This is a genomic window from Streptomyces lincolnensis (assembly GCF_001685355.1).
In the GTDB taxonomy this organism is placed as follows: domain Bacteria; phylum Actinomycetota; class Actinomycetes; order Streptomycetales; family Streptomycetaceae; genus Streptomyces; species Streptomyces lincolnensis.
Genome location: NZ_CP016438.1, coordinates 5,411,109 through 5,433,997, shown reverse-complemented (window position 1 = coordinate 5,433,997; position 22,889 = coordinate 5,411,109). Strand labels below are relative to the sequence as shown.

At 68.3% G+C, this 22,889-nt stretch carries 22 protein-coding genes; 13 read left to right on the top strand and 9 right to left on the bottom strand.

All coding sequences use genetic code 11. From position 1 onward, the window contains the following. Positions 1 to 733: 733 nt before the first annotated feature. The 5 genes from SLINC_RS24260 to SLINC_RS24240 all read right to left on the bottom strand — a co-directional run bounded on the left by SLINC_RS24260 (position 734) and on the right by SLINC_RS24240 (position 5,229). Entirely contained in the window at positions 734 to 1,213 is a 480-nt protein-coding gene (locus tag SLINC_RS24260) for an ASCH domain-containing protein (protein WP_225988373.1), read from the bottom strand. Continuing rightward, the gene (locus tag SLINC_RS24255) at positions 1,210 to 3,276 is read right to left on the bottom strand and encodes a GNAT family N-acetyltransferase (RefSeq protein WP_067436928.1); all 2,067 of its coding nucleotides are present in this window, start codon (positions 3,274 to 3,276) and stop codon (positions 1,210 to 1,212) included. The genes SLINC_RS24260 and SLINC_RS24255 overlap by 4 nt, the downstream gene beginning before the upstream one ends. A gap of 199 nt (positions 3,277 to 3,475) precedes the next feature. After that, a complete protein-coding gene (locus SLINC_RS24250; protein WP_067436925.1) occupies positions 3,476 to 4,627 on the bottom strand; it encodes a tyrosine-type recombinase/integrase in 1,152 nt (383 codons plus the stop codon). Next, positions 4,627 to 4,839, bottom strand: coding sequence for a helix-turn-helix domain-containing protein (locus tag SLINC_RS24245; protein WP_067436922.1), 213 nt, complete (start codon positions 4,837 to 4,839; stop codon positions 4,627 to 4,629). The genes SLINC_RS24250 and SLINC_RS24245 overlap by 1 nt, the downstream gene beginning before the upstream one ends. Before the next feature lie 132 nt (positions 4,840 to 4,971). Further along, positions 4,972 to 5,229, bottom strand: coding sequence for a helix-turn-helix domain-containing protein (locus SLINC_RS24240; protein WP_067436919.1), 258 nt, complete (start codon positions 5,227 to 5,229; stop codon positions 4,972 to 4,974). Between the two features lie 483 nt (positions 5,230 to 5,712). Here SLINC_RS24240 and SLINC_RS24235 point away from each other — a divergent pair, with 483 nt between their 5' ends. The 4 genes from SLINC_RS24235 to SLINC_RS24220 all read left to right on the top strand — a co-directional run bounded on the left by SLINC_RS24235 (position 5,713) and on the right by SLINC_RS24220 (position 10,155). Beyond that, positions 5,713 to 6,555: a DNA-binding protein gene (locus tag SLINC_RS24235; RefSeq protein WP_067436916.1), complete on the top strand. Its 843-nt coding sequence runs from the start codon at positions 5,713 to 5,715 to the stop codon at positions 6,553 to 6,555. Between the two features lie 13 nt (positions 6,556 to 6,568). Next, positions 6,569 to 7,258 (top strand): zinc finger domain-containing protein, encoded by a 690-nt coding sequence (locus tag SLINC_RS24230; protein WP_067436913.1) that lies wholly within the window; start codon positions 6,569 to 6,571, stop codon positions 7,256 to 7,258. Between the two features lie 814 nt (positions 7,259 to 8,072). Next, on the top strand, positions 8,073 to 8,474 hold the full coding sequence (locus SLINC_RS24225) for a plasmid mobilization protein (RefSeq protein WP_067436910.1): 402 nt from the start codon (positions 8,073 to 8,075) through the stop codon (positions 8,472 to 8,474). A gap of 4 nt (positions 8,475 to 8,478) precedes the next feature. Next, positions 8,479 to 10,155: a mobilization protein gene (locus tag SLINC_RS24220; protein WP_067436907.1), complete on the top strand. Its 1,677-nt coding sequence runs from the start codon at positions 8,479 to 8,481 to the stop codon at positions 10,153 to 10,155. Here the strand turns inward: SLINC_RS24220 and SLINC_RS24215 are convergent, their stop codons facing one another. Beyond that, complete coding sequence (locus SLINC_RS24215) at positions 10,156 to 10,713, bottom strand: flavoprotein (RefSeq protein ID WP_067436904.1); 558 nt, start codon at positions 10,711 to 10,713, stop codon at positions 10,156 to 10,158. Continuing rightward, positions 10,710 to 11,981, bottom strand: coding sequence for a helix-turn-helix domain-containing protein (locus SLINC_RS24210; protein WP_079164694.1), 1,272 nt, complete (start codon positions 11,979 to 11,981; stop codon positions 10,710 to 10,712). The genes SLINC_RS24215 and SLINC_RS24210 overlap by 4 nt, the downstream gene beginning before the upstream one ends. A 176-nt stretch (positions 11,982 to 12,157) precedes the next feature. Between SLINC_RS24210 and SLINC_RS24205 the strand changes: the two genes are divergently transcribed. The 8 genes from SLINC_RS24205 to SLINC_RS24170 all read left to right on the top strand — a co-directional run bounded on the left by SLINC_RS24205 (position 12,158) and on the right by SLINC_RS24170 (position 19,352). Then, positions 12,158 to 12,589, top strand: a complete 432-nt coding sequence (locus tag SLINC_RS24205) for an ATP-binding protein (RefSeq protein WP_067436901.1) — start codon at positions 12,158 to 12,160, stop codon at positions 12,587 to 12,589. 3 nt (positions 12,590 to 12,592) lie between these two features. Continuing rightward, positions 12,593 to 13,915: a UDP-N-acetylglucosamine 1-carboxyvinyltransferase gene (locus tag SLINC_RS24200; RefSeq protein ID WP_182449184.1), complete on the top strand. Its 1,323-nt coding sequence runs from the start codon at positions 12,593 to 12,595 to the stop codon at positions 13,913 to 13,915. Beyond that, the gene (locus SLINC_RS24195; RefSeq protein ID WP_067436897.1) at positions 13,912 to 15,156 is read left to right on the top strand and encodes a metallophosphoesterase; all 1,245 of its coding nucleotides are present in this window, start codon (positions 13,912 to 13,914) and stop codon (positions 15,154 to 15,156) included. The genes SLINC_RS24200 and SLINC_RS24195 overlap by 4 nt, the downstream gene beginning before the upstream one ends. Continuing rightward, the gene (dcd, locus tag SLINC_RS24190) at positions 15,153 to 15,692 is read left to right on the top strand and encodes a dCTP deaminase (protein ID WP_067436894.1); all 540 of its coding nucleotides are present in this window, start codon (positions 15,153 to 15,155) and stop codon (positions 15,690 to 15,692) included. Before SLINC_RS24195 ends, dcd begins: the two co-directional genes overlap by 4 nt. Continuing rightward, positions 15,689 to 16,225 carry a dCTP deaminase gene (locus SLINC_RS24185; protein WP_067436890.1) on the top strand — a complete coding sequence of 179 codons (537 nt, stop codon included), beginning with the start codon at positions 15,689 to 15,691 and terminating at the stop codon, positions 16,223 to 16,225. Before dcd ends, SLINC_RS24185 begins: the two co-directional genes overlap by 4 nt. A gap of 23 nt (positions 16,226 to 16,248) precedes the next feature. Then, complete coding sequence (locus tag SLINC_RS24180; RefSeq protein ID WP_170068304.1) at positions 16,249 to 17,337, top strand: glycosyltransferase family 4 protein; 1,089 nt, start codon at positions 16,249 to 16,251, stop codon at positions 17,335 to 17,337. A gap of 148 nt (positions 17,338 to 17,485) precedes the next feature. Further along, positions 17,486 to 18,538: a serine hydrolase domain-containing protein gene (locus SLINC_RS24175; RefSeq protein WP_067436884.1), complete on the top strand. Its 1,053-nt coding sequence runs from the start codon at positions 17,486 to 17,488 to the stop codon at positions 18,536 to 18,538. Between the two features lie 211 nt (positions 18,539 to 18,749). Continuing rightward, positions 18,750 to 19,352, top strand: coding sequence for a hypothetical protein (locus tag SLINC_RS24170; protein ID WP_067436881.1), 603 nt, complete (start codon positions 18,750 to 18,752; stop codon positions 19,350 to 19,352). Between the two features lie 213 nt (positions 19,353 to 19,565). Here the strand turns inward: SLINC_RS24170 and SLINC_RS24165 are convergent, their stop codons facing one another. Further along, the gene (locus SLINC_RS24165) at positions 19,566 to 20,195 is read right to left on the bottom strand and encodes a hypothetical protein (RefSeq protein WP_159425359.1); all 630 of its coding nucleotides are present in this window, start codon (positions 20,193 to 20,195) and stop codon (positions 19,566 to 19,568) included. Positions 20,196 to 20,444: 249 nt separating this feature from the next. On the opposite strand from SLINC_RS24165, the gene SLINC_RS24160 reads away from it, so the two are divergent. Then, the gene (locus SLINC_RS24160; protein WP_067436875.1) at positions 20,445 to 21,344 is read left to right on the top strand and encodes a hypothetical protein; all 900 of its coding nucleotides are present in this window, start codon (positions 20,445 to 20,447) and stop codon (positions 21,342 to 21,344) included. Between the two features lie 225 nt (positions 21,345 to 21,569). On the opposite strand, the gene SLINC_RS24150 is transcribed toward SLINC_RS24160, so the two are convergent. After that, the gene (locus tag SLINC_RS24150) at positions 21,570 to 22,808 is read right to left on the bottom strand and encodes a hypothetical protein (RefSeq protein WP_182449185.1); all 1,239 of its coding nucleotides are present in this window, start codon (positions 22,806 to 22,808) and stop codon (positions 21,570 to 21,572) included. Between the last annotated feature and the right edge of the window lie 81 nt (positions 22,809 to 22,889).

The following is a 22,889-nucleotide window of genomic DNA, read 5'->3' as shown; positions in this document are numbered from 1 at the left end:
CCACAAAGAACGGGACGCCGTGCAAGCTCGCCCAGGAGATCGGCCGCGGTTGTCGCCACCATGCCACGCGGGCCGAGCGTGAAGCAGCCGCAGCGGCGGCGGAGGCGCGAGCCGAGAGAGCAAGGCAGCAAGCCCAACGAGAGCAGCGGATGGTCGGTGTCGGCCTCGCGTTCGTCACGCTGGTGCTGTTGGCTGGCTTGGGCTCCTGTGCCTGGGACTCCTGGAAAGAGGAGCAGCACGAAGCCGTATGCAGCCCGCTCCGGACGAAGGCACGCGCGCTGAGCGACAAGGCACAAGCGGTACGGATTCCCCTCGTATCCTCCATAGACCCGAGCGTCCTCTCCCTGCAGCTCGGAACCCGCTTCCCCACCGACCTCGGAGATATTGACGCCTCGGCAGCCACTCAGTTGGACATCGCAACGGCGTACGCAGAGAAGCGCAGCCTCGCTGGTCAGGCCGCACGGGTCGTCCTCGACCACCAAGAGTGCTTCAGCGATCTCTACACAGGCCAGGCCACTCGCATCCAGCAGGCCCCCACGGAGGTAAGCGAGGTGGTCATGCCCTCGCCCGCACACTGTCGTGACGGATGGCCTTCCGGGTCGATCGGGCGGCAAGGAGCATGTTCCCACCACGGCGGCGTCGTTCCCGGAAGCTCCTGGGCAACGTTGCTCTTCTCCTAATCGCGGCCGGAGATCGCTTCGGAGGATCGCGTACCGCGGTCCACCCGCTCGCCTTACGCGGGCACGAGATCGCCCAGTACCTCACGCAGGGCCGATGCGACCACGGGTCCCGCTTCGACTACTTGGCGCAGGTCATCGCTCTTCATGTAGCGGTAGCTCTGCGGAGGGTGGAACGTACCACCGGCACGCAGTGCACTGAGCGACACCGGCTCATCGAAGGAAACAGGGTCCGTCAGCATGAGGCCGCTCGCCTGAGTGGCACCGCTCATGTAGGTGTCGTACTCGCGTCGGGTGATTCCCGTCTGGGCACAATGGGCCGACCAGACCTCCTTAGGGGAGGCCACGTGAACCGAGTTGATGCGCGCCATGCCCACCAAGGCCATGGTGGGCGCGGTCGCGTACAGCAGGACTGGGGTTCCGGGAGGCGCGGCAACGCGTTGGCGGCGGACCTCCACCGTCTTGCTGCCAGCCAGGATCGCGGTGGCGAAGCGGGGGTGGACGGACAGCAGCATCGCGCGTTCCGGATCGTTCACGTCGTTCGGTGCCCCTCTTTGTAGACCGCCTGAAACAGCTCGTTGCTGATCTTCGACAGCGAGATCAGCATGTTCGACGACCACGGTAGTCCTAGCTCCCTGGCCAGCGAGCTCAATCGCCGCAGCGTCACCGGCTTGGGAAAGATCTCGGTGTCCGAGAACCTCAGCGCCATGGCGTGGCCGGAGGCATCAGCGGCTTCTTGTACCTCCGCCCGACCATATACGCCCAGATGTTCGAATTTTGAGAAGAGGGCGTCGGGTGTGTCGATAAGCACCTCGTCGAGGCGCGAACTCCCCACCACCATCTGACCGTCCATGTGGGCGCCCCCGTCGCTGACGTACCAAAGGAGGCGGGCGGGAACGCTTTCGCCTCGGCGCCCCGAGGAACGGTAGTAGACGTGCTCCCTGCTGATGCCGAGGACGTGGCTGCGCAGCAGGAGCATGGCCGGAACGTTGAACAGCTCGGTGGACCAGCGCGGCTTGATCGGCAGCAGGAAGGACGGCAACTCGGAGTCGATGACCTTCGCCGGCCACCAGGCGCGCTCCACCATGGCGGCCACCTCGGCCGGCATCTGCGCGTGCAAGGCAGTTGCCTCCACGGTCAGCTCACGAGCGAGTCCGCCGGCCACCGCCTCCACCTCGGCTGCCGTACCGCACACGTCCACCAGGAGAGCAACGAACTTGCCGTCGTGCTCGAAGAAGCCGTCGTCCCCAGCGGCGGCCTTGGCCACAGCTGGGAGATACGGGTCGCTGATACGGATGGTCTCCGCCCCGCAGTCGCGCCCCTGACGCTTTAGCAGGAAGAGAATCTGCCTGGCCAGTGTCTCTTCCAGCGGATGATCCGCAGTTCGGAGTACGGGGACGATCAGCGTCCGACCGTCCAATGCCCATGCGTAGAGGGCGACCGGGTGGCCCTGGCCGTCCCTCAGCAGCTCTCGACGCCACGCGACCGTGTCATCCGTGAGCGACCGAAGGCGCTCGGCGAAAGCCGAGCCGTCGTCGCCGCCCGACTGGTTGAAGAAGGCCACCAGCTCGTCCTCCGCACCTGGTGCCACCTCGCTCGACCGGAACTCCGTGCCCATCAGATCGGCCGGGCGATACACCTGGGCTTGCCGCAACTCGTCCACGTGGAGCGTCACGGTGGAGGGCGATACGACGCGGACACGGGCGACTTCCCAAGCCACGTCGGCGAGACGGGACAGGAGCGGGTTCCGGGTGGCCAGGACTTGAAGGCCGGCGCACGATGTCTCGGCCACGTAGTGCAGGCAGCGTCGGAGTGTCGCGTCGACGGGAAGGTCGGCAAGCGACTCCGCGGCTGCCTTTAGCAGCTCAGCCGTTCGTTCGGCCACGGCCTCGGAGGCAGGGGTGAGCTGGCGTAGGCCGTGGAGCGCTGCCCGCTGGTGTTGACGCTCGGCAGTATCGCCGACGTCCCGGATCTGGTGGACCAGTTGGGGCGTGTACGCGAGTTCGACGAGGTCCGTCATCCAGCCCGCCTCCAGCGCGCGGGACTCCTCCGCATCGGCCGTTTCGGCGAGTCCGCGCAGATCGGCGAAGACACCGTGGTCGACGGTCACCACCAGCAGCGCGTCGCTCTCCACCTCCGTGAACAGGTCCGGGTGCCCGAGGTCCAGCCACCATCCGTCGAGGATCTCTCCATCCCGGCCGCGTCCGCGCACCTCACCGTTCGGGACGAACCCCAGGCTCGTCCACATGTCGCTGAGTTCGTAGTCCCGTCGGCATTTGGCCTTGATGCCGAGCCGTTGGGGATGCCGCTGCTTGATCGCCTCCACCAGCAGTCGGGCGATACCCCGGCCGCGCTGTTCCTCCGCCACACACAGGTGAGCGAGGCGTATATGAGCGCTCCTCTTCGGAAGCCCGAACAGCGCGTAGCCGATCACCTCGTCCGCTTCGACGGCGACCAGAAGCCCTCCGTTCTCAGCCGCCTGTCGATACGCGGGAGGCGTCAGTAGCCCCAGCGTCTTTGTGTAGCGATCGCCCAGCGCCACGGTCTTGTAGATCAACTCGACCTGCGCAGGCGACGCGGGAAGAACCTTGACCGCCATCGCTCCCCCTCCAGAAGGGCCGACCAAGGCCGGCCTCAACTCCCCTGTCAGTCATACAAGGAAAGCTGATCTCAATCGAGGCCAACCCTCAAGGGGGCACGAGGGGCGCACGGTGCTGCAGAGGCTGTCACGGCACGGCTACTGCCGTACGGACCCCGGCCAAGAGCTCTCCGACCGAGATCCGTACAGCCGTGGGTTGTCACGCTTCCTCGGCGTGCCGTCCCTCAGCGTCCGGCTTTCGCAGCTGCTGCCGTACCTCGGCGTCGATGGCATGGGCCAGTCTGCGCTGGTGCTTCGCCGTCGAGTGCTGGTAGATCAGCTGGGCCCGTTCCGAGGACTGGCCGGCGCGGACCATGAGGTCCTTCAGCTTGGCGCCGGTGTCGGCGGCGAGGGTGTTGCCGGTGTGGCGGAGGTCGTAGAAGCGGAAGTTGTCCGGCATGCCGACCTTGGTGCGAGCCTTGCGCCACTTGCGGCCGAAGGTCGAGCGGCGAAATGGGGCGCCCTTCTCGCCGACGAAGATCAGGCCGTCCCCTTCCTTCTCGGCGAACCACTGGAGGTGGCGGCGGAGCTCGGGGAGCAGGAAGTCGGGCAGGTACACGGTGCGTTTGCCCGCGCGGGACTTGGGGTCACCTGTGACGCGTCGTCCATTCGTCAGCTCCGGGGACGCCTGCGTGATCCGCAGGGAGCATTCGTCGAGATCGACACTATGGCGGCGCAGTTCGGCCAGCTCCTCCGGGCGGAGGGAGGCGAAGGCGCCGAGCAGGACCATCAGGCGCCAGCGCGGGCCCATTGCGTCGGCGAGGTCGAAGACCTGCGCGATGGTGGCGGTGGGGCGCTCGTCGGCCTCCTCCTTGCCGGCGCCCTTGATACGGCACGGGTTGGTACGCAGGAGGTCGTCGTCGACCGCCGTCTGCAGGATGCCCTTTAGCAAGCGGTACGACTTGGCGACCGTGGTGGGACCGGTCGCCTTCAGGCGCTCGGCTCGCCACGTGCGGACGGAGGGCGGGGTGATCTCGTCCAGGTCCTTGCCACCAAATGTCGGCAGGATGTGCCCGCGCAGCAGACCTCCGTACCGGTCGACCGTGGTCGCGGCCAGGCCGCGCTCCTCCATCCAACGCAGGGCGTACTTCTCGAAGTTGACCGCACCGGCGTCCGGGTTGCGCCAGGTGTTGCGCTCGATGTCGGCGCGGACGAGGTTGAGCCAGTCCTGGGCGTCGGACCTGGTTTCGAACGTTTCGGGTGCGGTGTACCGCTGGCCGTCGGGACCGATGTAGCGGGCCTGCCACCTGCCCGAGGGGAGCCGCCGTACCGTGCCGAACTCGCGCCGCCGCTGTGGCTTGCGTCCCGCCATCAGGCCGCCTTCCCGTAGCGGGCGCGGATACGGCGGACCGGCTCGACGGTGCGCGCCTCGACGTACTCGGCGACCGCGCTCTCGGGGATGCGCACCGGGCGGCCCAGCTTGACGTAGCGGATGCGGCGCTCGGCGATCAGGCGGCGGACGAAGCGCTCGCCCGTGCCGAGCATCTCGCCGGCCTCGGCCACGGTCAGGAGGCGGTCAGCCATTCACAATCACCTCCTTCGCGGTGCACTGAGAGCGGGGGTGGGCAGGGGGTATTGCAGGTCGGCGCAAGGGCGATGCGTCCTTTACTCGGGGAAGCGGTTTGGGGCAGTAGTCCGGGCCGGTGGCAGGCGGGCCTACGCGGCTTGAACCCCGTGGAGAAGTGCCAGGGGCGAGACCTGGAGGGCCTGGGCGAGAGCGACGAGGTCGTCGATGTCGCAGCGGCGTTGGGCGCGTTCGATGCGGGACAGCATCGTGTTGGTCATCGGACGGCCGAGGGCGGTGGCGCGGGCGGCGAGCTCGCGCTGGGCGAGGCCGCGTTCGGTGCGGAGGATTTCGATGGTGCGGGCGGTCCGTATTCCGGCCGGACCGATTTCCAGGGATCGTGCTGCCATAGCTCCATTTGTAGCTTCCAATCGCCGGTTTGGTTAACCGGCGATCGTCGGCTATGTTGCGCCCGGCGCAGCGGCCGGGACTTACCTGCGGGCTGGGTTTCGAGCATCCGGTTGGCGGTATCTTCGCCAGCCTATAAACATGCTCTGACGTGGGATGTTGTGTTGTAGCTTGCGCTCGCAGCGGGAGTCAACGGGTTCTCGATGTGATGCTTCCGGCTTCATCTGACGGGGCATTATTTCGGCAACCGGCGATTCGGGTTTATGGTTTTGGTCCCTCGCTCGCCGTAAGCGTTCGCCGTCAGCTGTCTGATTTCTCGGCGGAATGCTGGACTTGTGCGGCATGGATGTGGCTGTCTTGGCCATACGACGCCACCAGCCCACCTCCGCCCCTTCGGGCCGGGGTTGTGTGCCACCCCCCTTCCTGCGCACCGCCCGTCGAGGGCCGCCCGCACCTCCCCGCCCTCACCTAGGAGCCGCCGCCTCATGAGCCACGACGCCCGCGAATGGGTGTGGAACCACAGCCACAGCAAAGGCACCGCCCGCCTGGTCCTCGCTCTGATCGCCGACCGGTGCATCGACCGGCGCTGCATCGCGTACGCATCCGTGCCCACCCTCATGAAGCGCGCGAACGCCTCCCGCACCGCGGTGCGTGACGCACTGGCCAAGCTGATCGCCGGCGGGGAGCTTGTCCCGCTGCCTGGACGCAAGGGGCCACGGGGAGAGACGTATTACCGCCTGCCGGACGCTGCCCGGTTCCTCGCCGAACAGGCTGCCGAGGGGGATCAGGATCTGACCCTCCCGGGGGGTCGGAATCCGACCCCTGGGGGACCGGAATCCGACCCTGCGGACGCCTTCGACGGGGGGCCGGAATCTGATCCCCCGGTACGGAATGCGACCCCCAGGGGGGTCGGATTCAGACCCTCAGGGGGTGCGGATTCCGACTCCCAGAACAGAAGAGAACCGAAGGTGAACGGTAGTAACAGCAGTAGCTCTGCCCCGCTCATCCCCGCCACCGACTGGCAGATCGACGACGACGCCCGGGCCTGGCTGCAGGACCACGGCCACCTCGACCGACTCGGCGAGCACGCCCTGCACACCGCCGACGAGAAGTGGCGCACCTATCGGGCCACCTGGGATCCCCGCACCGCTGCAGCCTGGGCTGCCGACTGGCGCGCCTGGATCGCCCGCGAGCGCACCCCCACCGCCGGACGCCCCAACCTCTACGCCCTGCCCGGCGGCACGCCCACCTCGACGACCGGCATGACGCGCTCCGAGGCGCACATGGCCGCCCTGCTCGCCGCCCTCGACGAACCGACCGGATCGTAAGGAGTAACCACCCCTGGAGCGCAACGAAATCGCCGCCATCCTCGCCTACATCGGCCGCCTGGACCCCCGCACCATCCGCACCGGCCCGGGCGAGGCCCGTGACCAGATCGCCCAGTGGCGGGAGCTGCTCGACGACGTGCCCTTCGCCACCGCCCACGGCTGGGACGTCCGCGAGGCGATACGGTCCCACGTCCTCGACTCGCCGTACCCGATCCTCCCGGTGGACGTCGCCCGCAAGTGGCACGCCCACCGACGCGACCGCCTCGCCCGGCACACGGACCCCACACCGGCTGCCGACCCGGACGATCCGGCCGCCTGGCGTGCCGAGCTGCTCCGGTCCCGCAACGCTGTCGCCGCCGGTCTGGCCGCTCCTTCGACGTACCGGCAGATCATCAGCGGTGGCCGGCCCCGTGACGTCGAGGAGCGCCTGCGCGAGATCGGGTCGTCCATCCCGCCGGCCGTCCGCGCCGAGCTGGCCCGCTACCGTCCGACCCGCGCCGCGCGCGAAGCTGCCGGCACCAGCGGCGTCCCCGACGCGCTCAGCGTCCGATGCGAGTGGTGCCAGGCACCTGCGGGTGCCCCGTGCCGTCAACGGCGGACGAACCCTGACGGCACCGCCAGGGGCAACGCCGTACGTGCGACTCCCCACCCGTCGCGCATCGATCTCGCCACCGCCCGGCTCGACCGACAGCGCGCTGCATGACGCAGCCCCGCCTCGCTCCTCTCGCAGCTGCGCCATCCTACGATCGATCGGTCCCGGACGAGCCTCACGCGATCGACGAGGACATCCTGACGGCCGCGTCCCGGGGACCGAGCCCGCGAAGATCGGGGACCGAACCTCGGTCCCCGACGGTCCCCGCGATCACGATCACCTCATGGCGGGGGCCGTGACGACGGCGCATCGGGGACCGAGAGGGGACCGGTCCCCGATTAAACCGCAGCTCAGATGGCATTTCGCGCCGGTCCCCAGAGCGTCCCCAGCGATGGGACCGACCCCGCAGCAGCCCGTTCCCAGTCCCCCTCGGGGACCGCGACCGTGCAGGGAATGGGACGGTCCCCGTGACGATGCGTCAGGGGGACCGTCCCCGATGAGCGTCGCATCCCCGTCCCCAAGCGTTTGGGGACCGTGCACCGCAGCGCTGTGGGGACCGGTCCCCGTTGCGCTCTCTGCATCCATAGCCCCGGCCCCGGCAGCGCCGACCTCGGTTGCTCTGTCCAGATCCCACCCGCCGAATTGCTCCGGCCACGGCCCTCGTCCGCCGTCGGTCGGCGCCCCGGCGGCTCAGCTCCCCTTCCGAACACACCCTGGAGAACCACTCGTGCACGACCGACACCACGAACACACCAACCGGCAGGAGACTCCCATCGCCCCAGACAACCGCGCAGCAAGTTGTCGGGTAAGGAGTCCTTACCCGGCCCCCGCCCCAGGGGAGGCGGAGGCATCCGGCGCGGAGGCGCCGGGGTGGGTCGGCCCGGGGGAGCCGACCGGGAGTGGGGGCAGTGAGCCGTCGTCGAATGTGCCGCAGCAGCCTGCACCGCGTCGCCGTCTGCGTGACAAGCAGCTGCGCGAGCGCCGCGTCCACCCCCGTTACAACGACCACGAGTTCGCCCTCGTCCAGAACGCCGCCGCCCTGAGCCGCATGCAGCCCGGCGGCTATGTCGCCGAGTGCGCGCTCGCCGCCGCCCGTGCCGACGATCCCACTGCGGCCGTCGCCGACTACCGCGCCATGGTCAAGGCGCTGTTGGCCGCCAACCGGCAGCTCGGCGGCGTCGGCAACAACCTCAACCAGCTCACCTGGCACCTCAACAAGGACGGCGCCTGGCCCCATCCCCACACCGTCCAACGGCTTCTGGACCACGTCGAGGCGTCCATCGCCGAGGTGGACACCGCGGTCGCCCAGATCGCCAAGGGGCGGTGAGCCATTGATTCCGAAGATCATCCTTGGCAAGGGGCCCGAGGCCACGCGCCGCACGATCGGCTATCTCTTCGGCAAGGGCCGGGCCAACGAGCACATCGACCCGCACCTGGTGGCCTCGTGGAACGACTTCGCCCCAGACCCGGGCCGCAGCCCCCACCGCGACCCGAAGGAGGTAGAGGCGCAGCTCGCCGCGCAGCTCGACCAGCCCGTGAAGATGCTCGGCGACAAGGCACCCAAGTACACCGTGTGGCACTGCCCCGTCCGTGCCGCACCCGAAGACCCGATCCTCGCCGACGCCCAGTGGGCCGACATCGCTCGCCGGATCGTGGCCGCCGCCGGCATCGCCCCCGCAGGCGACGAGGAAGCCTGCCGCTGGGTGGCCGTCCGTCACGCCGACGACCACATCCACATCGCCGCCACCCTCGTACGCCAGGACGGCCGCCGTCCCAAGCGTGATTACGACCAGCGCGCCGTGCAGCGTGAAGCCCGCCAGATCGAGGTCGACTACGGGCTGAGGCGGTTGAAGCCGGGGGACGGCACGGCCGCCAAGCGCCCCACCAGCAAGGAACACTTCAAGGCCAAGCGCCTGGGCCAGGACGCCACCTCCCGCGAGGTCCTGCGCCTGCGGGTCCGCCGTGCCGTCGCCGCCGCGGCCGACGAGGCCGAGTTCTTCGCCCTGCTGGAGGCCACCGGCGTGAGCGTGCGCCTCAAGCGCGGCCCGTCCGGGGACGCGCTCGGCTGCAACTTCGCCCTGCTCGGCGACACCAACGACAAGGGCGAGCCGGTCTTCTACTCCGGCTCCACCCTCGCCCCCGACCTCTCCCTCCCCCAGATCCGCCGACGCCTCGCCACCACCAGCCCCGAACCGGCGGCTGTCCGGCCCGGCAATCCGTGGCACCAGGCCACCAACGCCACCGAACGCATCCCCCACCACCTCACCCACGGCGACAAGCACGCCGCCCAAGGACAGCTCATCGCGCTCGGCGCCGCACTGGACCTCCTGCCCGTCACCGCACCGGCCGCGCTCAAAGCCGGACTCGAACAGGCCGCCGCCGTCTTCGAGCGGGCCACCCGCTCCCGCATCGCCGCCGACCTCGACAGCACCCGGGTCCTGCGCCGCAGCGTCCAGGCGATCTGGCGTGACCGGCCCCAGGACAGGGACGGGGCCGGATTCGCGATGCTCCTGGATGCCGCGCTCACCGCGGTGGCGTTCGCGATTCACTGGCACCGCACCCGTCAGCACGCACAGCAGGAGGCCGCAGCCGAACAGACCCTCCTCCACTTGCAGGTGGCGTACGCGCAGGTCGCCGAGCCGGTCCTGGCCAGCCTCGCCAGCCGGGCACCCAGCCCGCAGACCAAACGCCGCTACGCCCACCACCTCCAGCAGGCAGTCCCCGAACACGTCGAGCGCATCCTCCACGATCCCGCCTGGGACGCACTCGCCACCGTGCTCGCCGAGGCCGAAGCAGCGGGACACAACGCGGCCACCGTCCTCGACCAGGCGCTCGGCCAGCGCACCCTGGACGACGCCCGCAGCCCCGCCCGCGCCCTGACCTGGCGCATCCGCCGCCTCGGCGAACGCCATCCGCCCAGCCCACGAGCCGAGGCAGCCCGGGCTACTCCCGTCCAGCCTGCGGCAGCGGCTCCTCCCCCGCAGCCCCAGTCGGCACGGCGGCGCTGATTACGGCCTCTCGGACACCTTGGGAGTGAGCAGTTCCAGCGCCTCCTCCCAGCGGTAGCGGTCGGCCCCGCCGCCGGCCTTCGGCCGATGCGGCTCGTACGAGCCGATCAGCACGCCCATCTCGCGCAGTCGTTCCAGGCTCTGCCGGTACGCGGGATGGGCGGCCTGGGCCGAGTTCACGTACGGCAGGACTGCGGTGGGGATGCCCATGCCGTACGCCTCGCACAGGATGCCCAGTGCCAGGGTGTCGGAGATCCCTGCCGCCCACTTGTTGACCGTGTTGAAGGTGGCTGGCGCCACCGCGATGGCGTCGGCGGGCGGCAGCGGACGAGGATCGCCGGGTGAGCGCCAGGCCGAGCGGATGGGGTAGCCGGTCTGGGCCTCGACCGCCTCCGTGTCGATGAACCCCAGGCCCTGCGGAGTGGTGATGACACCGACGTCCCAGTTCGCCTCTTGAGCAGCCGTGATCAGCTTGCCGACGTCGCCGGCGACCCCAGCAGCGCACACGACGATGTACAGGAACGGCTTCTTGGCCTGCTGGTCGGGCTGGTCGCTCACGCGGGGACTCCCAGTTGACGGCTGAAGTGATGCAGTGCGGGCAGCGTACGGCGGCGGTCGCGGGCGGCCATATCCGCCACCAGTTCCCGGACGGCGGGGCGGCGGATGTCCTGGGCCGCGCAGCTTTCGGCGATGCGCAGCGCCTGGTACCCGTCGGCGAGGCGGCCCTGCTGGTTGTAGGCGCGGGCGGCCTCGACCCACAGGGCGGCGCGACGCTCGGGGACGGGAATGTGCCGGCGCATGAGGGGGCGGGCGGTCTTCAGGGCAATGCCGGCGTCCCCGAAGGAGACGGCCGCGCTGACCTGGTGGAGGGCGACGTTGGTGGGGCTGAAGTTCGCCCAGGCGTCGGGCCGGTCGAAGGTGACGTAGCGCGCGACCTCCCGAGCCTCGGTGAGGAAGTCCTCGGTGGTGTCCCGGTCGCCGTTCCTGCTGGCAGCGGTCGCCCCGCGGAGCAGCAGCAGGCCGACCGCTGCCAGGTAGCGCGGCGAGCGCTGGTCGTAGGAGCCGGTGAGCTGGTCGGCGGTGTGGCGGATGATGTTCACGGCCTGTGCGGTGTGCTTCTCGCGGACGAGGACGTGAGCGTGAACGCGGACGCTGGCGGCGAGGGCGACGGGGTCTCCGGACCGTTCCGCCTCGGCCATGGCGCGACCGGCAGCGAGCCAGGCGTTGCCTTGATCGGCTCGCTTCAGCAGCAGGCTCACTGACGTCTGGTAGGCGGTCGCGAGCAGCGCGGACGCGTCGGCCGAGCCGGATGAGCCGTCGGTGGCCCGGCGCAGGTCGGCGATCAGGCTCGGCAGGGTCCGCTCCAGCTCGGTGTAGTCGCACGTGCAGAACAGCCGGCGTGCGGTCCGTGTCCGGTCGCGTAGCTCGTTGATGCCCAGGACTTGGCCGGTGGCCACGGGAGTGGTGCCGGGCAGCAGGACCTGGACCAGATCGTGATGGGGTGCGGCGAGCGAAGGCTGAGCCGCGAGCGCGGTGATGCCGGCGGCGAGGAAGGTACGGCGGTGCATGTCCTCTGTCTCAGGGTCCGAGGGGCTGGCATTCGAAGCGGCGGCGAGGCCAAGGCGGTGCGGTGGAATGTCCAGCACCTGCGCGACCTCGCGCAGCATGCGGACGTCCTGTGTGCCCCGGCCGCTCTCCAGGCGGCTCACCTTCGACTGGTGATACCCCAGTGCGGCGGCGACGTCCTTCTGGGAGCGCCGCTGTAACACGCGTGCCTGACGGATCACTTCACCGATCCGTCTCGCTTCACTCTGTGCCTCGGCCATCTGTGCCACGGCTCCTCCTGCCGTCGCCGATCCTGCCTGCTCAACCGAGCGTAGCCGAGGGGCAATTGGCTGTGATGCAGCTCCTGCATAGGTGATGCAGCCCCAGCACACGGCCTGGTTCCGCTTGTCCCTGACGCGGTTGCGTGGAGGAGCAGCACCGATCCAGGAGGCCGCTCATGGAAGCGCACCACGTCCGTTTTCCCGTTTCCGGCACGTCTGCTGCCGCGGCGTCCGCGCGGCAGCGGCTCGCGGGTGCGATACGGGCATGGGGCGCCCTCCTGGAGCCGGAGCTACTGGAGACGGCGGAGCTGGTGGCCGCAGAGTTGATCACGAACGCGGTACGGCATGCAGGGAAAGGGCCCATCTCGGCCGGTGCCCGCCTGAGCGACGCGCGTCTGCTGATCGAGGTGACCGACACCAGCCCCGACGTCCCACAGGTCGGTCTGCCCGGCGCGGACGAGGAGGGCGGACGCGGCCTGTTCCTCGTCGCCGCACTCGCGGATCGCCACGGGTTCGATCCGATGCCGGCAGGCAAGCGCTGCTGGGCCGAGTTCGAGGTCAGCGATCCGGTCCAGACCTCACGCCCCCTTCCTTTGCAGAGGAGTTGACTGTTGACAGCCGTACGGATTCCCCCCGTCGCCGCCGAAGTAGTCGCCGTCCGGCCGGGCAGCCCGCTGACCGGTTCCGTGACTGTCGACGGGTCCAAGAACGCCGCCCTTCCCCTGCTGGCCGCCGCCGCTGCGCTGAACCGCTCGGTGCAGCTGGCCAACGTTCCGGCGAACACGGACGTCGAGACCATGGTCACCCTGCTTCAGCAGACCGGCTGGCACACGGCCCGCCCCGTCAGCGATCCCGACACCGTGATGATCCTGCCGAGCGACAAATCCCAGCCGGGACCTGCCGCCGAGACCGCCGCCCGCATCCGGGCCTCGTACTACCTCGTACCCGCGCTGCTGGGCGCATACGGGCGAGCACGGCTTCCCTGGCCGGGCGGCTGCCGGATCGGGCGGCGCGGGATGGAGCAGCACTTCAAGGTCTACGAGCGGTTCGGCGACCGCACGACCGTCGACGACCACGGCTACGTCGTGGAGGCAGCAGCCTCCCGGACCGCCGAAACGGTTTCGATCACGCTGCCCTTCCGCTCCCGGGGCGCGAGCATCGCCGCTCTCCTGCGCGCGGCCGTCACCGGACGGCCGCTGCGTCTTGGCCAGCCGAACCTGTCACCAGAAGTGCTCAGCGTCGTCGGCGCGTTGCGGATGGCCGGGTGGGAGTGCCGCGTCAGCGAGTCCGTCCTGACTCTCGTACCGCGCCCGTCCGCCCCCGTGGAGACCATCGCCTGGCGCGTACCCGGCGACAAGATCGAGGCCGGCACCCTGGCCTGTGCGGTCGCGGTGACCGGCGGCGACGCCCGCATCTGCGGTGTGAGCGGCGATGACGTGACTCCGCTGGTCACCGCCCTGCGACAGCTTGGCGTGCCTGCCGGCACCGAGGACGGTGTGCTCACCGTGCGGGCCCAGGCCGCCCGCCCCACCGGCAAGCCGCTGCGAGCCGTCGCCTCCCTCGCGCCCGGCGGTCTGGACGCCGACTTCGAACCACCGCTGATGGCGTTGGCCCTCACCCGCCCCGGCACCCATCTGTTCGCCGACACGATCAACCCCGGCCGCCACGGCAACCTGCTGCCCCAACTCGCCCGCCTCGGTGCCGAGATCCACGAGCACTCGTCCACCGAGTGCCGCTTCACCGGCCCTCAGTACCTGAACGGCGCCGGGGTGGAAGCCACCGACATCCGCACAGGCTCCGCCCTGCTCATCGCCGGCCTGACCGCCCGCGGCGTCACCACCCTCGGCGGGCTCGAACAGCTCCGGCGCGGCCATGCCGACCTGCCCACCAAGCTGCACGCCCTCGGCGCCGACATCTGCGAGGTCACCCCATGAGCCGACAACTCCGGCGGATCACCGCCACCACCGACGTGCACTCCGCCTTCGACTCGGCCGCCCCGATGCTCACCCACCTCCACGCCGCCAAAGCCGACAGCCTGATCGTGGACTGCGGCGACTTCTTCGAGGGCAGCGGCTTCTACCGCTTCGGCAAGGGCCGGATCGAGCACGAGATCCTCACCGGCCTGTACGACCTGCTCGCCCCGGGAAACCACGGCTGGCCGCACTACTTCGAACCAGGGCTGCATGAGATGACGGTGTGCGCCAACGTGTTCGGCGGCGACGGCAACCCCCTCTTCGACCGGGTACACATCAAACGCATCGGCGGCCGTCGAGTCGCCGTGACCGCGGTGATCGGACCGCAAGCGTTCAACGCGATCCCCGTTGGCCAGCGCGCAGGCCAGCATGTCGCCGACCCGGCCCAGGCCCTACGTGAGTTGATGCTGGAGCACCACCACCGCGCCGACGCCTGGATGGTGTTGTCCCACTCCGGCTTTGACGAAGACCTGAAGCTCGCCGCCACGTGCCCGTTCGCGGACGTCATCTTCTCCGGCCACTGCCACAGCGACACCTACGGCCCTGCGCCCGTCGGCGACACCCTCGTCGTCAAGGGCCTCGAACTCGGCCGCGGATACGCCGCCGCCGAGCCCGTCAGCGGCGGCTGGATCGCCCGCGCTTGCGCCTTCCCGGACTCGGCCGCGGTCCCCGAGGACCTCGCCGTGCTGCACGCCAGGATCGCCTTCGTCGCACGGACGCTGACGAGCCGGATCGGCACCGTGAACGAGCCCTACCGCAACACCACGTTGGACCGACGCCACCTGCTGACAGAGATCGCCGGCCGCCTGCACTCCGGTCTCGGCGCGGACGCGGTGATCCTCAACGAGACCGCCCTGCGCCCCACTCCGCTCGGCGACGTCCTGACACTCGGCGACCTGCTGGCCATCGAGCCCTTCGACAACCAGCTCGTCCACGCCTTCCTCCCCGACGAACACGCCCACGGCCGCGACAAGCTGCTCGACCACCTCACTGAACGCGTCGGTCCCTTGGTCATCACTCCCACACCCCTGCCGTTGCCGTCGGCGATACGCAGCGTGCTGACCACCGATTACCTCGCCGACAGCCACCTCGGCGGACGTACGCATCAGGCCGGCCTGCGGTTGGGGCAGGCCGTACGCCGCGTCCTTACCACGCCGCCCTTCCCCTCCACCGCCGACTCACCCGAAGGAGGCGAGCAATGATCCTCACCGGGCACGAGATCACCGCCGCAGCACACGACGGCCGTCTGACCATCACCCCCTTCGAGCCGGACCAGGTCAACCCCAACAGCTACAACGTCCGCCTCGGCCCCACGCTGCTGACCTACACCGCCCCTGTGATCGACGCCCACCGCCCCAACCCCACGCGCGCGATCGAGATCGGCCAGGGCGGATACGTACTCCAGCCCGGCGAGCTCTACCTCGGCCACACCCTCGAACAGGTCGGCTCCAATGCCTTCGTGCCGCTGCTGTTCGGCCGCTCCTCCGTCGGCCGGCTCGGGCTGTTCGTCGAGATCACCGCCCCCATCGGAGACATCGGCTTCCACGGCCAGTGGACGCTGATGCTCTCCCCGATCCGTCCCTTACGGGTCTACGCTGGCATGAAGATCGGGCAGATCATGTTCTTCGTCTCCACCGGCGCCATCGACCTCTACCGTGGCAAGTACCAGGCCGCCCACGGCCCGCAGCCATCGCGGTACTGGCAGGACGTAGCGGGAATCGAGGCGGTCGCGTCGTGATCCTCACCGGCTCCGAGATCGACGCCGCAATCCAGACCGGCGAGATCACGATCGACCCCTACGACCCCGCCCGGCTCTCCCCGAACTCCTACGACTGGCGGCTCGGCGGCACAATCCGTGTCTGCGCCGGCGCCTTGGACGCCGCCGTCCCCACCGCGTTCACCGAGCAGTCCATCCCCACCACGGGCTTGGTGCTGGAGCCCGGGCTGCTCTACCTCGGTGTCACACACGAGCGGACGGGTTCGGAAGCGTACGCGCAGATGCTCAACGGCGATCGCACCATCGGCTCCCTCGGCATCTGGGTGCACGTCTCCGCCCCGCTCGGCCACCAGGGCCACGCCATCCGCTGGACCCTGGAGATCCGCGCCGCCAAACCAGTACGGATCTATCCGGGCATGACCTTCGGCAAGCTCGTCTTCCTCACCGCCTACGGCATACCGGCCAGCTATCAGCAGCAGCCCGCCAAGTACGCGGCGACGGACGGCATCGACATCTCCCGACTCTACGAAGAGCTTCCCGGAGGAGTCCTGTGAGCCCCGAGCCGACCACGGGGCCGATGGCCGCCACTTTCCTGGACTTGCCCACTGGAAGCCCCGGCGGCAGCGTCGAGCTCTTCCTCGACCTCTACACCGGCGACCGCCCTCTCATCCCCGCACGCGCCTTCATGCTGGGCCCGTCGGGCCCCAGACACCGCGTCCCCGCCGGACTCGACCTGCTGTCCGTGGCCGGGAAATGCCTTCAGGGCCCTGCCTTCGGCCGCTACGTCGCAGCCTTGCGCAAGGCTCTAGCGGTCGCGATCGACCCAGCTCAGATCGGCGTACTGCACCTACAGCACCTCACCTTCGGCGCCACCCCCGCCCTGATCCGGGCGCTCCCACTGCATCCCCGCATCGCCCTGGTCCACGGCACGGACCTGATCTTCGCCGAGGCCCACCGCGACCAGTTGCAGGTACTGCGCGAGACCGCGAGGGCGGCCGACGCCATCGTCGTACCCACAGGGGCAATGGCCGACCGCCTCCGCAAGCTCGCCCCAAACGTCGGCCGCCGGAAGGTCACCCTCATACCCTGGGGCATCCCCGATCACCTGCTCACCGATCCGCCGCCCCGGCCCGCCCGCACCTCCTCCAGCCACTTGCGCCTGCTCTACGCCGGACGGCTGACCTCCGAGAAGGGCGTCGAGGCCCTGATCAAGAGCCTGGCCCCGATGCCGGGCGTCGAACTGAGCATGGCCGCGCCCCGAGCCCAATTCCATGCCTTGGCCCCGTTGTTGCAACGAGCAGGCATGAGAGCCCGCTACCTCGGCTGGCTCCGCCGTCCACAGCTGTGGAAAGCCTTCACCGAGCACGACGTACTCGTCATGCCGTCCACCACCCTGGAGGCCATGGGCCTAGTCGCATTGGAGGCCCAAGCCTGCGGACTGCCCGTCCTCTACCAGCCCGTGCCCGGCCTCAACGAAGTGCTCGCCACCTCCGGCTCGGCCACCGACTTCACTCACTCCGCCGCCCTCGCCCGAGACCTGGATCGGCTACGGACCACACCCGGCCTCCTGCCCGCCCTGAGGCAGGCGGGCTACGCGAACGCCGCCCGCTACCCGCTCTCGTCGACCGCCCAGGCGCTGACCGACCTCAGCCGCCAGCTCGTCTGAACAGGGCGAGCGACCCTGCTGGCGACGGCCCGACAGCAAGTACGCCGATGCCGCGGGCTGAAATCCGACACACCATCGCACCGCCAGTCCTACCCACCCCACCTCACTACGCTGGCCCGGCGGGATGCCCACGGCGAACAGGGAGACTATGACGTACCGCACCGATCGCATCAACCGCATCGAGCAGCTCCTGAACGAAGGCGTCCGCGACAAGGTCTACCCAGGCGCCGTGTGGGCCGTCGGCGACTCCGCCGGGACCTCCGCCCACGGCACCACCGGGGTCCTCGACCCCGACGAGCCGGACACGCCGATGCGGCGCGACACCGTCTTCGACGCCGCCAGCCTCACCAAGGTCGTCGCCGTCTGGTCCTCCATCGGCGCCCTATGGGAGGAAGGCAAGCTCGACCTCGACGTCCCCCTCAACGACTTCTGGCCCGAAGTCGCCGGCCACCCGCTCGGGGCCGTAACCGCCCGCCAGCTGCTGACCCACACCGCCGGCGTCCCCCTGCGGGCTCAGCTGAAGAACCTCTACGGCATCGACCCACAGGACGTGCGCGACGGCGTCCTCCACGAGGCCCTTCATCGCCCTCCCGGCGAGGCGGTCGAGTACACCGACCGGGCCGCCCTCATCCTCGGCTACCTCGCCGAGCACCTCTCCGGCCAGCGCCTCGATCGGCTCGCCACGGAACGGATCTGGCAGCCGCTGAACATGGCCTCCACCCGCTTCGGGCCGCTGCCCGCCGAGATCGCTGCCCGATGCGCGCCGACGGAACTCGACCAGGACAGCGACACTCACCTCAAGGGCGTCGCCCACGACTTCTCCGCCCGGCTCCTGGGCGGAGTGTGCGGGATCGCCGGCGCCTTCACCGTCCTCGACGACCTCGCCCTCTTCCTGCGCCACATGCTGGACACCTCAACCAGCCTGGGGCGAGCCGGATTCGGCCCCACCTGGACCAGACAGTCACTGACCGTCCAGACCGGTACCCTCGAACCCGCGCGCGGCTTGTTCTGGCACCCCGCCCCTGGCACCCACCCCGATGACGACATCTGGGTCCACTACGGCTTCACCGGCACCGGCATGTGGATCTCGCCCCAACGGGGGCGCTGGGCAGTGCTACTGACCAACAAGCTCTACTACACCCGCGACCGCCAGCCCTTGACCGACGTCCGCAACGCCTTCCGCGCCCTCGCCTTCGCCTGAAGCCACGGTCGGCGAATCCGTTGAGAGAGTCCGGCCAGAGCACTAGCTTCCAGAACGCGTGACGGGCCCGACCGATCCTGGTCAGGCCCGTCATGTGTTTTCATCCGGTGGCCTACAGCCGTCGCACCCTATGCGAGGGCAGGAGCCCAACACCGTTGTCAGTGCCTGCTGTCAGGATCAGCATCGCCCCACGTCGTCGTCTGGAGGACACATGAGTGCCGATCTTGGTCCGCTGGCCATCACACGCCGCAGCAGCAGTGAGCTGATACGGGCCAACGGCGAAACGGTGGGAAGACTCGGCGACTTCTGGAGCTGGGCCTGCTCCGACCTCGCCAACAACACCATGCGCGGCGTCCTGGCCGAGTACCTCGTGGCCACGGCACTGGGCGCCGCGATCGGCACACGCACCGAATGGGACACCGTTGACATCCGTACGCCCGAGAAGTGGCGCGTGGAGGTGAAATCGGCGGCTTACCTGCAGTCGTGGGCACAACCCCAGCTGTCGAAGATCGAGTTCGGCATCGCGCCGGCTTCCGGCTGGGACGCCCAGACCGGCGCCACCTCAGCGGAGGTAATGCGCCGCTCGGACGTGTACGTGTTCTGCCTGCTGCACCACCAGGACAAGCAGACCCTCGATCCCCTGGACCTCGACCAATGGACCTTCTATGTCCTGCCCACCCGTGTTTTAGACGAACGCTGCCCGACCCAGAAGTCCATCAGACTGTCCAGCCTCGTCGAGCGCCTCAGCCCGCTGAAGACCGACTTCGCCAGCTTGCCGAAAGCGGTCTCCGCGTGCGTCGAAGGCATGCGATAGCCCGAGGACAGCGGTCTCAACCCACGTGGTGAGCTTTATCGACGGTTTTCTCCAAATGAGCACCAACAAGGCCAGGGCTGACGGACACAATCGCCATGACGTTGCCGATACGGATCGCCGTCTGCTTCGGCTCACCCAGTCGTCGTAACCATCGGTCCGCCCAGCACCCTCGCGGATGGATTGCACAACGTCCGGGAGGGTAATTCGCTACGGCTATTTGCTGTGGCGCAAGAGCCGATCGGCATCTTCTGCCAGGCAGACGGAAGTAAGGCGTTTGGGATGCCACATGACGATCTGTGTCGTGCCGAACCCGTACCAACCCGGTCCGCCGAACGCCGCTACGAGGCCGGATTCCTTCCACTGTTCGATGCGACGTCGGTCCTCCTCGCTCACTGAATACGGCGCGGACGTGATCGCCGCCGGCAGCCCGTCCTTTATCCAGTAGACCGGGTGATCAAGCCAGCTCTCGTCGTCGCGAGAGCCAGAACCGTACTTGCCACAGGCATCAGATTCACACTGCCTGCTGGCGTTGCGCAACAGCCACTTCGGGCAGCATCCGCTCTCGCTGCAGCGCAGACCATGGTCTTCTGCCCAATCGACGATGACCTGTTGAGCCACGCGCACGTGTGCAGCAGTCTCCTCGTACTGTTCCGGGCTGAGCTGACTGCGTCGCTGCTTCGGGACAGCGAGCCCGTACGGCCATAAAATCTCGCCCTGCTCTTTCTTGAAGATCTTCGACGCCCGAATCTCCAAACTGCGATTCATTTCTTCCTCCTGGGACCGGCTAGAGGCGATGACCGTCGGGTTGCCCGGTGAGGGATTCGGCTGGACTACCCAGATCATGCGTCTCGTACGCTCGGTGACAAGGCACCTGGTGGCTCCGCCTGGCGTCGATTCTCCGGATGGAGTGCAAGATCCTGGTGTACGTTGTGTGCGGCGCTGCTGCGGCAGCGTGTCTCGCTACATCCGGTCCCGGCGCCGGAGCGAGCAGTGGGCTCTTGAGAGTCACCGCAGTTGGCAGTCAGTACGCCTTAGGACATCCGATCTGTCTCTTCTTGTCGTCGCCGGGCGGCAAACAAGGAGGGCCGACGCATGTCCAGCTCACGCAACACCAACCGTCTGGCCAAGAAGATCCGCAACCAGACGTCACTCACGCTCTCGACCGCTTCTAGGCTCGCCCGGCAGGCCAACGTCTATCTGGGATCCTCTGTCGCAGACGCCGTCGATACTCATCAGCGCCGTCTAGAAGCGCACATGGCCCATGCGTTGGCAAGCAGCTTCAAGGACCGTCAACTCAACGGTGCTCTTCTTGGCGTGCGTGAAGCGGGGCCAGACGGTCAGAGCTTGGAACTGACCCTGGAGTCCGACATGGCGGACGAGGTTCTGCGTGAGCTCCTGCCACGGTTCGATCACATCTACGGCGGCATCCGCGGAGTCCCCGGGCTTCGCATCCGAGGGAACAGGGACCGCGTGGTTCTCCACGACGCCCTCAGCCCGGCGCAAGTCACCGTGACCCGCTCCGATCACGGTCGAATGCGCCTACCGTCCGCGCGCGAGGGTGAAGTGCTTCTTTGGAAGCGCGCCCCTGGCGGCCTCTCTCGCGACGAAAGGCAGGAGGCCGAGGAGTGGGGCGACTCGGAAGGCAGCGCGGACCTACGGGTGCGCGATCTGTTGATGAGTCGAATTCTGCGTTGTCCACGGTTGGTGAACAGGACAGCAGAGCCGCACGGGTTCGCCAACTGCTATACGCATCATTCCGGTGATCTTGTCATCGAGTGGTGCTGCGGTGACACCGTGGAGACCCTCTGCGCAAACCTCTTGGCTCACGGCATCGCTGACGGTCTGCCACGGGAGAACGCAATCGAGTTGTTCTCTCGTCACTCGGCTCACCTCGGCGATCGCACAGTGATCTTGAATCGCCACAGTTCGTGCCCGTACGGCAACAAGGCTCGGGAGGCCGTGAAGTACATCAAGAAGGGCTACGTCGCATGACCTTGTCCGTGATGGTGCTCGGAGTGCCGGCATGCGTGGTCCTGGGCGTGATCGCACGTTGCGGGCGGGACCTGGCAGTGCTTCGCCGCCTGGAGCGGCTTTTGGAGGGCTGCGACCAAAGGCAGCGAGTTGAGGTTTGCCGGATCCTCGCCGCCTCGTTGCACACGGCTGGGACACCGAACCCGCAGCATGCCCCACCGACCGAGGAGTAGGGCGCCGACGACCCTACGACTCCTTCTTCGTGGAAGCACTGGTGTCGTGCGCCTGTTGTTCCAAAGCCTGGCCGACGGCCACCACGGCCTCGCTCAGGCGGCGAAACACCTTCGTGCGTAGCCCAAGACGTCTGACTCCTCGCTCCAACGGCTCCCGCATGTGTCGCTCGCAGACCACGAAGTCCGCATACCCGGCCGCGCACGACAGGTAGATCATGTCCGTGAGGTCGTTCCTCTGCCAAGTCGTGCCCTTGTTGAGGTGGCGGTTGTGAAGCATTTCGCGATAGAGCCCGGTCGCAGGCAATGTGCTGAGGCCGTCCATCGGCTGCTTCTGCCCCCACTGTTGGAGGTCCTGCGGAGAGAGACCGGCCGCGTGTGCCCCCTCTGCCAGGTCGCGCTGAAGGTCGGCGAACAGGAAGGCGTCAATAGATCGCCGCTTCTGTTGCGAGTCCCAGTTCTGGCCATCCAGCCAATCGCTGAACTGCTGATTGGACTGGACCCATCCGGGCTCTGGCCCAGGCTCAACCCGCTCGGTGTCGAGCATGACGTCGATGTACGCGGAAGCAGACGTCAGGGAGACCATGCGAAAAGCGTCGGCGACGGAGAAATCCGAAGGCGGTGAGTAGGATGTCAATCGACTTGCTGAATGGAGCGAGTTGGGTGCGAGCGTGAATACAGACGCCGCTCGCACGTCATCGCCCTGGCCTAGCCAACCGCGGAACATCCCGCCGATTTCGTCACGCCGTACCTGAAGCGGATCCCGCATCTGCCATCCCCGGCTGAGTTGGAGGATCGTCAAGCCGAGACGGTACCGCTTGTCCGCCAACGACCACTTCGTCGTCTCGTGGTAGTGGCCGGCGGAAGCCGGGAGGACGATACGACGGTCCCGTACCCACTCGGCCAACTGATCTGCCGCATCTCGATCTTTACTCTCTACTGTCGCCCCACCTTGCAGGGCCTCGCTGACCGGGCGCCACATGTTCTGGTCCAGGTATACGACGAGACGACGCTCAAGCTGGTCAAGGTCACGAGCAGGCAGTTCAAAGGCGATGTCATCGCCCTTGCACGTGACGGCAAGCAAGCCGCCGAGAGCAGGCGAGTAGTGCAACCGCGAGAGGAGGCTTGTGCTCTCAAACGGTGACTGGCCCATCGGCTGCCGAGCCTCCTTGCCGTCCGAGCGAGTCAGCACCACGGATGACGTCTCTCTGTCGAGGGTCATCATCACGACGAAGGGTTCGGACTTCTTACTCACGGCAACATCTTGCAGGCACAACACCCCGACGCCCAAGGCCGAATCCATGCGCCGTTGCCCGCGAGATCACAGCATCCTGGC